This is a genomic window from Cytophaga hutchinsonii ATCC 33406 (assembly GCF_000014145.1).
GTDB lineage: Bacteria > Bacteroidota > Bacteroidia > Cytophagales > Cytophagaceae > Cytophaga > Cytophaga hutchinsonii.
The window spans coordinates 2,109,722-2,121,091 of the sequence record NC_008255.1; the positions used below are offsets into that span (position 1 = coordinate 2,109,722).

Here is an 11,370-nt window from a genome sequence, read left to right on the forward strand (position 1 = left end):
TTACTTAAATGTAACAAATAACAGACGAACAGAATTTTGATATTCACACATAAATACAAAAAAATATCCAAAATTCAATCAAATTACTGGGTTTGTATAAAAAAAATCCATAGAATAGTAAAACAATAAAATTCTTAACCGTAACTTACATCCAAATGTTGTCGTCTTTTATTTGTAAAAGACGGATTATATACGCACACATGAGATTTTACAGGCAATACATACAACACTTTTTTGTATGCTTACTGATTTTAACAGTAAGCATACGTACGTATGCGGCAGGAATAACTGTATCTGTTGTGGTTAATGGTAACACGGTTATTCCTGGTCCGTCTAAAACAGTGTTTGTTTGTAAAGGCGGTATCTATAATCTTAAATCATCAAACATTGCGACTCCTCCTCCAGCTGGCTTACCAATATATGAATGGAAAAATTTAGATTCAACCGGAGCAACGTTAACAGGTAATCAGATCAACACCTTCAATGCAGGCAGATGGGTTTCTACCATTAAGTATTACAATACCAGTACGGGAACATATACATCTGCCTCTGATACAGTGCACCTTGTGTATACCTCATCCAGTTCATTTGCCATTACCACTACTACAGGCGCTCCGGTTTCCGGTACAAACATTAATATCTGCGGTTCTATTGACAGTACCTTTTTAGTGTCTCCGGGTTTTACAGATTATAAATGGTATAAAAACAGCACAACAAATTTAGTGAGCAGTACAAATTCGTTAACGTTCACAAATGCTGTTTTATCTGCTTCTGAAGGAACAGTTTCCTTTTTTGTTACCGCAAAAAATTCATCCGGTTGTGATGTTTCAGCGCAGCAAAACGTCCGCAGAGATAATTCTGTTGTAGTAGATCTGGGGCCGGATATATCTCCTTGTCTGGGTACTCCTGTAACACTTTCATCACCTTCTTCTACTCCTCCCAATGTTGTTATTTCCTATAGATGGAACACCAATGCCATTACACAAACAATCTCGGTAAATACCAGCGGGAAATATAAATTAACGATTTCCAATCTTGGATCGAAATGCAGAAATACAGATTCTGTAAATGTTACGTTTTTAACAGGTCCTTCTGTTACAATTTCAAAAGACACGACCATCTGTAAAAATACTTCTGTTCAGTTAAATGCCCAGGCCACCGGCACCGGTACATATACCTACAGCTGGTCTCCTGCAGCAGGCTTATCCAACAGCTCAATCAGTAATCCAATAGCAACACCGGTCAATGAAGGACCAACGACTTATACGGTATCTGTAACAGGTTCTTCCGGTTGTGGCAGCGGTACCACCAAATCCACAAAGGTTACTGTCCTTCCCGCCTATGCTACTGCCTATGGTTCTGTAGATGCGGGCAATGATACATCGATCTGTTATTTATCAGGTGCTCAGCTTGCACCAACAACTACATCGCTTTATCCGGCCACCTATAGCTGGTCATGGAGCCCGGCAACAGGTTTAAGCAGCAGCAGCATACAAAACCCAACGCTAACGTTAACTACTCCGGGTATTCAGAAATATGTTGTTACTGCTACCGATGACAGGGGCTGTGCATACAAAGACTCTGTTAATGTTACCAATTTGTCTGAACTTACGACAACTACAAATTTTCTGGATTCCACGATCTGTGCCGATACCCCGATCCGGTTGTTTGCATTTGCCAGCGGCGGTTCATTAACCGGTTATTCATTTAATTTTACTCCTGCTATTGACAGTGTCTCCGGAAACATATTGACGCTGTACCCGATTGATTCCACCTATCACATTCTGGTTTCTTCAACAGACAGTGATGGCTGCACCAGCCCGGAAGTTGATGTTACAATCAAAGGGTACAGACCTTATGTTCACATCGCCAATGCGATGGATACGATTGGATATGGCGGAAATCCATTAGTTCTTGTAGCGAATATCGCATCAAACCCGGATGTTACTGTTGACTGGTATGAACAATATACAGATACTTATTTGTCTTCTGGATTAACCTATACGTCAACAACGGATCAGGCAATCTACGCCTTTGCTACAGATAGTTATTACACCTGTTTCAACAGAGATTCTGTTAGCATTACCCACATTGATGCAGACTTACACGCACTGTTTATTCCGAATGTGTTCTCACCTAAAGCATCTAACCCTGAAAATCAACACTTAAAAGTGTATGGTACCTATATACAGGAAGAAGCTTTCAGTTTCCGTATTTATAATCAATGGGGTCAATTGGTATATCAGACAAATTCTTTTATTGAAGCCAATACCTTAGGCTGGTCAGGAGAATTTAAAGGAAATGAAGGCGGCCAATCAACCAATGTATATACCTACACCCTCGAAGGTAAATTTTATGACGGATTAGCCTTTAATAAAGCAGGTACTGCAACCATGCTGCGCTGATCTGTTGTTTCCAAATCAATATAATTACATGTTTTAAATTGTCTTGAATACTTTGTATTTTTGACCATGATCTTTCGGCTATTATTCAGTTCTTTGCTATTTGTATACACACACGCCTCTTTTGCACAGGTAGACAAGGAATTCTGGTTTGCGGTTCCGTATGCAAATCCAACCAATGGAAACCTGCCTGTTTTTTTACGGTTCCAGAGTTTTGACCAAGCCGTTCAGATCACCATTGATATTCCGGCAAATACTACCTTCACAAAAAAAGTTTATGCCATTGCTGCACACAGCGCATACTCTATTAATATCTCCAGCTGGCTTTCATCTCTTGAATGTGTTCCGGAAAATACCATCCTGAACAAAGGCTTACACATTGTTGCAACACATGAAATAAGTGCCTATTATGAACTATATGGAACCAGTGCGTATGCTCCGGGCACAAACAGTGATCTGTTTGCATTAAAAGGCCGTAATGCTTTAGGCACTGAATTCCTCACGCCTTTTCAAACACGCTGGAACAATCAGGTAAATATAAATGCCTGGGCTAGCTTTGATATTGTTGCCACTGAAAACAACACTACTGTAACCATTACCCCAACCAGACGCATTCAGGGTCATGTTGCAACAGTTCCGTTTACGATTTTACTGCAAAAAGGACAGACGTGGAGCGGCAGGTCTTCCTTTATTGATGCCGGCCTACGGCCCGTTGGCTCATTGATTGAATCAGACAAACCAATTGCCGTTACTCTAAAAGATGATTCCATGTTAAAAAATAATAACTGGGATCTGGGCGGCGATCAATTGATTCCGGTCTCTCAAACAGGCAAAGAATACATCATTTTAAAACACACACTTAATACTGGTACAGATAATGACTTTGCATACATACTGGCAACAGAAGATAATACCGAAATATTTCTCGGGGATCTTTCCACACCAGCCACGCTGAATAAAGGAGAACAAATGGAAATCCCGGTTCTGGAATCCATGTTGATTCATGCCTCCGAGCCGGTATATGTGCTGCATGTAACAGGTTTTGCAAATGAACTTGCCGAAGCAATTCTGCCGCAATTAGAATGTACCGGATCCAAAGAAGTAGGTTTTATCCGTTCCAATCAGGAATCATTTGTGTTGAATATTCTTACAGAAAAAGGTAATGAAAACAACTTTTTACTGAACGGAACAAACACGCTTATTAAAGCAAGCGATTTTTCAGAAGTAACTGGAACTTCCACCTGGGTATATGCCAGCAAACAATTTAGCATACAACAAATTCCTGCATTAAAAGCGAATATATTAAAAAATACGTCGGGTTATTTTCACCTGAGTATAATGAATGGCGCCAATGATACCGGCTTCAGATATGGGTATTTTTCAGATTACGGATTTGTGGATCTGGGTCCTGATACATTAATGTGTACGGGAACTGAATTAGAGCTTTCTGCCGGTGTGCAAAAAGACAGTTATGTATGGTCACCTACCCAAGAAACGACTTCAACAATTATTGCACGAGATTCAGGTACGTATTCCGTGGTAGTAAAAAAATTACAGTGCGAATTTAAAGACACGATACATATCGCGTTCTTCCCTCCTTCCGGCGATATCATTATTGATGGCAAAGACAGCACCTGTGCAGATATTCCATTGACGATACACACAAATATTGGATTTACGGACTACAACTGGTCTACAGGCGCTAATGCGGATTCCATAACGGTGACAAACAGCAATAAATATCGTGTACTTGCAAAGGATGTACATGGTTGTGCAGCTAAAGATTCTGTTACGATAACCGTAACACCTCTACCTTCCGGCAGTATCAGTTTCTCCCCAACGGATGATCAAACATTTTGTGACGCTGCCACTACACAGGCACAATTTGACGCACCACTTAATTACTCCGCTTATCTGTGGTTTAATGGAAACACTACCCAGCAGATACAGTCACCTAAATCTGCCGATGGTATATATTGGGTTAAGCTTACGGATAGTCTGGGCTGTAAAAACACATTGAACCTTGAAGTAGATTGCTCCACCTTTATTACCGTATATAATTTAGTAACGCCAAACGGCGATGGTCTAAATGATTATTTCGAAATAAAAGATTTGCAATACAATACCTATTCGTTAAAAGTATATAACTGTTGGGGGGCTTTAGTATATTCGAATAATAATTACAACAACGACTGGAACAACGATTCATTAGCAGATGGTGTGTATTATTACAGTTTAACCCATTATAAAAATAAACGGAATTTAAAAGGCTGGTTTCATGTACTTCATTAATCAAAAAATTAGCACCGCACTTTTTTTTGTACTTCTCTCTCTTCAATTGTCTGCGGCACCTGAACAGCCTGATACGGTACGTGTCGGAAGTTATATCTTAAGTTTACATGACATCAATTTTCATGATAAGGAGTATACCATGCGTTACTGGCTATGGTTCTTATACGACAACCCGAATTTTGATTTTACCACACAGGTAGAAGTACCAAATGCCAAAAGTGTTGAAAAGCCGGATGTGCTGGTTGATACCATAAAAGGTAAAACCTGGGTATTGATGAAAATGAAATCCGTGATGAAACAATCGTGGAATGTAAATGATTATCCGTTTGATGAACAGCACATCAATGTGTCTATTGAAAATACCATGTACGACAAAAGATGGCTGGTATATGAAATTGACTCAGCCGGCAGCACCTTTGCACCAACCATGAATGTGGACGGCTGGAAAATAAAAGACTTTCATGTATACCGCGGGCAGAATGAATACAACACCGCTTTCGGTGATCCAAGAGTAACATCGACTACATCTGAATACGATACATTCAATATTAAAATGACCTTAGAGCGTGATGCGATGGGTCTTTTCATGAAAATTTTCCTGGGAATGTACATTGCCTTTTTCATCGGAAGCATTAGTTTCTTTATTGATGTAAAAGAAGTTGAATCACGCTTTGCATTACCTGTAGGCGGCCTGTTCGCAGCGGTCGGAAATAAGTACATCATCGATTCGTTGTTGCCGGAAACCTCTGATTACACATTGGTCGATACACTGCATTCCATTACGTTTCTGTTCATTTTCTTCACCATATTCCTGAATGCATATTGTGTGAAATTATTTGAACACAACAAGGCCTTCCGTTCACAACGGCTAAATTACATTGGTTCCAGAATTATGATGTTAAGTTATATTCTATTAAATGCATTCTTTGTATTTATGGCAGCCTTCTATTGATAAAGCATTCATCATTAGCATTCACTCTTAACATAAAAAACTAATGTCCATTTCCGTAGATACGATACGCATAGGCAAAAAATATTATATTGTTAATTATGGGGAACGCCATGAGTTTATCGTATTAAAACGGATCTCTGAAGACAATTTTTTAATTAAAGACCTGCTAACGCTTGAAAAATATGAGTTGCAGGAGTTTATGGCTTATGGAAAAGGCGATGATTTTGAATTGTTTGAATTATAACAATATCAGCTTTATTTGTTCTTACAGATACAATTGTTCAACTTCCTGCTGATAATCAAACTGAAGATCCTCGTGCAGGCTGTTTAATGCTTTTTCAATTTTATTGATCTGCCGCTGATACAGATTTTCAATAACAGTGCTGTGTGTGATCTTAATACCGGATTTTTTCATGTGCCTGCAAAAATAAACCAGCACTTCAATTTCCGTTTGTTTTATGCCTGAATATTTAATGTATTTGGCGATTGAACGTACAATCTTCTGAAGGCCTTTTTTAGCCACATACAGGTTACTTGTGTTCAGCAGTTCAAACTGTTCATCCATGTCTGCTTTGATTGCTGCTATGTAATTTGCTTCGCTTTCTGATTCAAAGATCAGGTAGGTTAACAGTTCTTTACTTTCTTTTTTAAACTTCGCCAAACGAAGGCATATTTCAACCAGTTCTTTGGAAGAACGGTTTTGTAATTCTTTTTTTAACTCGCTTAAACTGGCCGCTTTCATATCTGTTAATCAAAGAATCTCCAGCTGATACCAAAATCAATTGTTCTCGGAATAGCTGTATAGGTTGGTGTTGAATAATATCCGTTCCCTTTGCCGGTTGTCAGGTTCGACATTTTTATAAACAAACGTGCAGTACGGATCTGCATGTTTACAAAAAAGTCAACGACAAAATACTGATTCATGTAATTATAATCCAGCGCTCTGTCGCCACCTGTGGGTGTTGTTACATAATACTGCTGGATCAATGGATTGTACCCGTTTGCCTGATAGGCACCGCGATACAGTACATCAAATCCTACCTGCAGCAAAGTAGCGCGCTTAAACAACCAGGCTTCAACAAATAATTGCGTGGCATTAACGATCGGCGGCATCTGAAGTTTGCTTTCCGTATTCACTACGTTGTATTGAAATTCGTTATAAATGTGAATTTTCCACAGGTTAAACCGCAGGCCAAGCTTGGGCTGAAACTGCGTCTGAGTTTTATCAGTCGTTTGACTTACCGTACCTGCATCATTAAAATAGATGTAATTTTCATACAGGTTATAAGTTAAGGAAGGTATGATATCTATTTTCTTTTTTCTGAAGGTGTATCCGGCAAAAAAACGGTTACAATGCTGAAGATTTAATGAACTGTCCCATGAAACCAAATTACTTCTGTATGCACGTTGTAGCATTGTTGGGGATACAGCCCAGGTAGACACTTCTATTTTAAAATCTTTGTAGAAAGCGTTTATCGCTCCCATGAAGTTATTTTTATTCGTACTTTTATTGGTTACAGAATTTAAGCCCTGTTCTGCCACAGCCTCTACATACGACCGGTTTAATGTATCAAAGTATCTTCTCAGCTGGCCAGCCACGTACCATTCTGTGGTATACGTATTAAGCTTTACAGCTTCACCGTAGCTGCCTCCCTGACTCATGGTTACATACCTGTTTTTCAGATAAGCCGCGTAAAAAAACTTATTTGAACTTCCTTTCACACCCGCACGATTATCAAACAAATTAAAATCTGTCCGGTCCGCTATTTCACTCGTATCGTACTTTCCTCTTGAATCATACGCAGAAAAAGTATTATAAAAATCTTCGTTGGTACGTAATAAATTATCATCGTATCTGTTGGTTTTTCTGGAATAATCAAAGCGGTAAAACACCTGCAGCTTATCATCTTTCAACAGATCATAATGCTGATACACGCGATAGTTATAGCGTTTATCCAATGACCGGACCATTCTATATGGAAAAGCCTGCTTATTTAACCAAACCTGCGATAACTGATTATCAAACAATTCATCCTTTCTTTTTGGACGTTCTGTTTGTGAATCTGCATCATATACAGAATCCGGACGGATGCCTCCGTTTTCAAAATTGTGCGCTTCTAAATAATTAAACGAAGCCAGCATAAAATACTTTTTGTTTTTTGAATGATGTGAAACAAAAAAATCAAAGGCATAATTTTCTGCCTGCTTATCATTCCGCTGCACAAAACCAATGATGCGTTTGGATACAATCCTGCGCAGGTCTATGCCGGCATTCCAGTTGGCATTGATATTCCGTGTAACGGAAAGATCAATACTTTGCTGCCCTCTGCTTCCCTGGTAATATTTGATTTCAGCATACGGAGATTTTGTATCAAAATATTTTATGTTATTAGCATTGTATTCATAGGGGCTGTATACATCAAAGCCTGTCTGGACTCCTAACTGTGAGGGCATGTAGGCTGTAACATATTTTAAGGGAGTAGCCCAGTTCCCGAGATCCTGGCTGTATTGTCCGTTCCGGTATATATAACCGTAGCGCTGAATACTGGCCAGGCTGCTATCTACTTCTCTGGTTAATCCTTTGTTAAAAAAAACATCTTCTTCCGTACCGTAACGAATACTGTGATAGCCATAAAGCTGTTGGGTACTATCATCTAATATTTGTGCATGAATCGTATTTCCAATTGCTATCAATAAAAAAAGCAGGAAAAGGACTACTGATTTTGTATAAGATCTTTGTAACATTATGTGTGCTGCGTGAGACGGTTAAGTCTATCTATGATTTTAGTTTCAACTGTGTTTAACAGTTGCTGCTGATCTGAATATATGCCGATCTGAATGGGAACATAGTACCAGCCTTTCGAAAGGTTTAACTCCCGAAGCAAAGGTACAACTTTCACCCAATCTTTTTCGGTCATTACTATTTTAACTCCATCATTTGCATTTTGATAATCAAGCATTTGTTGAATATCCCGTAACGTATAGCTGTAATGGTCTTTAAATTCGAACTGTTTTATGATGTCAATATGCCTGCTATTCAAATACTGTACCAGTGGCTGCGGGTTTGCAATACCTGTTACCAGCACAGCTTTTTCATTTGGCTGCCAGGTATAATTTCCGTCTTCATTCCGGGTAGCGCCGTATTCAATGGTTGTATACAAAACAGGTATAGCTTTGGCTGTATGCCGGAGTATGTTATCTGTCTTTAATAAAGCTGCATGTGCAGGTGTTTTGGTAACAACAACAGCATCTGCGCGCGTTGCCCCATTCCGGAACTCTCTTAAACGACCGGCAGGCAAAACCCAATCCGCATAAAACGGCGCCTGATATTCGGTCAATAAAATATTTACATCTCTGTTGATCCGGCGGTGCTGAAACCCATCATCCAGAATAACGAGTTTTAAATCAGGTATCAACTGCAGCAGTTTTTCAACGCCGGCTACCCGGTCTTCACATACCGCCACTGCATATACTCCCTGAGCATGCGTATAGAGCTGAAGCGGCTCATCACCGATTTCTGCTGAGGTAGACGCTGCTGTGGCCAACACAAAACCCTTAGTCTTTCGACCATAGCCGCGGCTTAATACAGCTGTTTTGTATTTGCCGGCAAACTGCTGCAGCAGAAGTTGTGTAAAAGGCGTTTTACCGGTGCCGCCTGCTTTTATATTACCTACACAAACAACAGCAACCGGCAGCGTATAGCTTTTATACCAGCCTTTGTCATAGGCATAATTTCTGATGGCTGTTATTCCTCCATACAGCAATGAAAACGGTAACAATAAAATCTTTAGAAAAATCACCTTATCTTTATCCTGCTTATGTAAATTAAGAAGCAAATTGCAAAGTCAGGTCCATTTTCACAAATCTTATGCACCGTATCAACGATCTTATTTCATATTTAGAACAAATTGCGCCATTGGCTTATCAGGAAGACTACGACAATTGCGGTCTCTTAGTGGGCGACAGACAGCAAACCTGCACAGGTGTTGTTGTCTGTCTGGATGTTATAGAAGAAGTTGTAAATGAAGCCATCAGCAAGGGATATAATCTGATTGTAGCGCACCACCCTTTCATCTTTAAAGGAGTAAAAAAAATTACCGGTTCCAATTATGTTGAACGCATCATCATCAAAGCCATTCAGCACAACATAGCCATTTATGCCATTCATACCAATCTCGATAATATTGAGGGAGGTGTAAGCGGCATGCTGGCACAAAAGCTTGGGTTAATTCACACGGAGATTCTTTCACCTAAAAAAGGGCTGCTTTCAAAGCTGGTAACCTTTGTACCAACTACGCACACAGAACAATTGCTTCAGGGCATTTTCAGTACAGGTGCCGGCAGCATCGGTAACTACAGCGAATGCAGCTATACCGTAACAGGTACGGGGTCTTTCAAGCCAAACGAAAAAGCTAACCCAACGATTGGCACTGCCAACCAGGCTGAGCAGGTAGAAGAAAACAGAATCGAAATCATTTACCCCAATCACCTGGAAAGACAAGTGATACGGGCGCTGCATGCACATCACCCATATGAAGTGCCGGCGTATGATCTGATCGCCCTGCAGAACAGGAATACCGAAGTCGGGAGCGGATTTGTCGGGGAATTAGAAAAAAGCATGACAAAAGAAGATTTTTTAGCTTTTATAACCGCTCGATTATCCTTAACTTGTATCCGGTACACAACTGCTTTTCAAGGTGAAATAAAAAAAGTTGCTTTGTGCGGCGGTTCAGGAAGTTTTTTACTAAAAAATGCAATTGCCTCAAAAGCAGATGTTTTAATAACAGCAGACTTCAAATATCACGACTTTTTTGATGCAGAGGACCGCATTTTAGTCTGTGACATTGGACATTATGAAAGCGAAATTCATACAAAAGAACTTTTAATGAATGTTTTGACAAAAAAATTCGCTAATATTGCAGTCGTTTTATCGAGTATTCATACAAACCCAATCGGTTACTATAAACTGTAAATGGAACAATCTACAATCGCTCAAAAATTAGATGCTTTAGTCAAGCTTCAATCAATCGACTCAAAATTAGATGAAATCATCAAAGTAAGAGGAGACCTTCCTGAAGAAGTAAGAGACCTGGAAGATGAATTAGCTGGCTATGAGACCCGTTTAACCAAGCATGAAGGTGAAATTAATACGTTAGAAGAAAGTATTAAAAACTTCAAAAACGGAATTAAAGAATCCGAAAAACTTATAAAGAAATACGAAGAGCAGCAAAAAAACGTGCGTAACAACCGTGAGTTTGATGCAATCAGTAAAGAAGTAGAGTTACAGCAGTTAGAGATTCAGGTTTCTGAAAAAAGAATTAAAGAAGCATTGCAGCAGATTGAATTCAAAAAAGAAGAAATCAAAAAAACGGATTACAACTTAAGCGAACGTAAAAAAGACCTTGAGAACAAGAAACAGGAATTAGAAGTAATCGTTTCTGAAAGTCAGGATGAAGAAGTTAAATTGAACAAAGAACGCGAAAAAGCTTCAAAGCAAATTGAAGAGCGTTTATTGAACTCATATACAAAATTAGTTAACAATTACCGTAACGGACTTGCTGTAGTATCCGTAAAACGTGGCGCTTGCGGCGGTTGCTTCAACACTGTTCCACCACAACGTCAAGGTGAAATCCGTGAAAGAAAGAAGATCATTGTATGTGAACACTGCGGTCGTATTTTAGCGAACGTTGAATTTGTAATGGAACCGATCAAAAAATAAGTATC

9 protein-coding genes are annotated in these 11,370 nt (G+C 39.3%); 6 read left to right on the forward strand and 3 right to left on the reverse strand.

Annotated features, from left to right (window positions below; all coding sequences use genetic code 11):
- The first annotated feature begins 200 nt into the window (after positions 1 to 200).
- The 4 genes from CHU_RS08785 (at position 201) to CHU_RS08800 (ending at position 5,890) form a co-directional block, all read left to right on the forward strand.
- The gene (locus tag CHU_RS08785) at positions 201 to 2,405 is read left to right on the forward strand and encodes a gliding motility-associated C-terminal domain-containing protein (RefSeq protein ID WP_041932291.1); all 2,205 of its coding nucleotides are present in this window, start codon (positions 201 to 203) and stop codon (positions 2,403 to 2,405) included.
- A gap of 66 nt (positions 2,406 to 2,471) precedes the next feature.
- Positions 2,472 to 4,694, forward strand: coding sequence for a gliding motility-associated C-terminal domain-containing protein (locus tag CHU_RS08790; RefSeq protein ID WP_041932292.1), 2,223 nt, complete (start codon positions 2,472 to 2,474; stop codon positions 4,692 to 4,694).
- A complete protein-coding gene (locus tag CHU_RS08795) occupies positions 4,681 to 5,646 on the forward strand; it encodes a hypothetical protein (RefSeq protein WP_011585184.1) in 966 nt (321 codons plus the stop codon). Before CHU_RS08790 ends, CHU_RS08795 begins: the two co-directional genes overlap by 14 nt.
- Positions 5,647 to 5,689: 43 nt before the next feature.
- Positions 5,690 to 5,890, forward strand: coding sequence for a hypothetical protein (locus CHU_RS08800; protein ID WP_011585185.1), 201 nt, complete (start codon positions 5,690 to 5,692; stop codon positions 5,888 to 5,890).
- A gap of 21 nt (positions 5,891 to 5,911) precedes the next feature.
- Here the strand turns inward: CHU_RS08800 and CHU_RS08805 are convergent, their stop codons facing one another.
- The 3 genes from CHU_RS08805 to lpxK are packed head-to-tail and all read right to left on the reverse strand — an operon-like array spanning position 5,912 to position 9,482.
- Entirely contained in the window at positions 5,912 to 6,388 is a 477-nt protein-coding gene (locus CHU_RS08805; protein ID WP_011585186.1) for a hypothetical protein, read from the reverse strand.
- Between the two features lie 5 nt (positions 6,389 to 6,393).
- Positions 6,394 to 8,391, reverse strand: coding sequence for a putative porin (locus CHU_RS08810; RefSeq protein WP_238379379.1), 1,998 nt, complete (start codon positions 8,389 to 8,391; stop codon positions 6,394 to 6,396).
- Complete coding sequence (gene lpxK, locus CHU_RS08815) at positions 8,391 to 9,482, reverse strand: tetraacyldisaccharide 4'-kinase (RefSeq protein WP_238379380.1); 1,092 nt, start codon at positions 9,480 to 9,482, stop codon at positions 8,391 to 8,393. Before lpxK ends, CHU_RS08810 begins: the two co-directional genes overlap by 1 nt.
- A 32-nt stretch (positions 9,483 to 9,514) precedes the next feature.
- Here lpxK and CHU_RS08820 point away from each other — a divergent pair, with 32 nt between their 5' ends.
- Complete coding sequence (locus CHU_RS08820) at positions 9,515 to 10,618, forward strand: Nif3-like dinuclear metal center hexameric protein (protein ID WP_011585189.1); 1,104 nt, start codon at positions 9,515 to 9,517, stop codon at positions 10,616 to 10,618.
- Complete coding sequence (locus tag CHU_RS08825) at positions 10,619 to 11,365, forward strand: zinc ribbon domain-containing protein (protein WP_011585190.1); 747 nt, start codon at positions 10,619 to 10,621, stop codon at positions 11,363 to 11,365.
- Positions 11,366 to 11,370: the final 5 nt, after the last annotated feature.

Coding starts and splice junctions, on each gene's coding strand:
- CHU_RS08785 (WP_041932291.1), top strand. CDS start 201: ATGAGATTTTACAGGCAATACATACAACACTTTTTTGTATGCTTACTG.
- CHU_RS08790 (WP_041932292.1), top strand. CDS start 2,472: ATGATCTTTCGGCTATTATTCAGTTCTTTGCTATTTGTATACACACAC.
- CHU_RS08795 (WP_011585184.1), top strand. CDS start 4,681: ATGTACTTCATTAATCAAAAAATTAGCACCGCACTTTTTTTTGTACTT.
- CHU_RS08800 (WP_011585185.1), top strand. CDS start 5,690: ATGTCCATTTCCGTAGATACGATACGCATAGGCAAAAAATATTATATT.
- CHU_RS08805 (WP_011585186.1), bottom strand. CDS start 6,388: ATGAAAGCGGCCAGTTTAAGCGAGTTAAAAAAAGAATTACAAAACCGT.
- CHU_RS08810 (WP_238379379.1), bottom strand. CDS start 8,391: ATGTTACAAAGATCTTATACAAAATCAGTAGTCCTTTTCCTGCTTTTT.
- CHU_RS08820 (WP_011585189.1), top strand. CDS start 9,515: ATGCACCGTATCAACGATCTTATTTCATATTTAGAACAAATTGCGCCA.
- CHU_RS08825 (WP_011585190.1), top strand. CDS start 10,619: ATGGAACAATCTACAATCGCTCAAAAATTAGATGCTTTAGTCAAGCTT.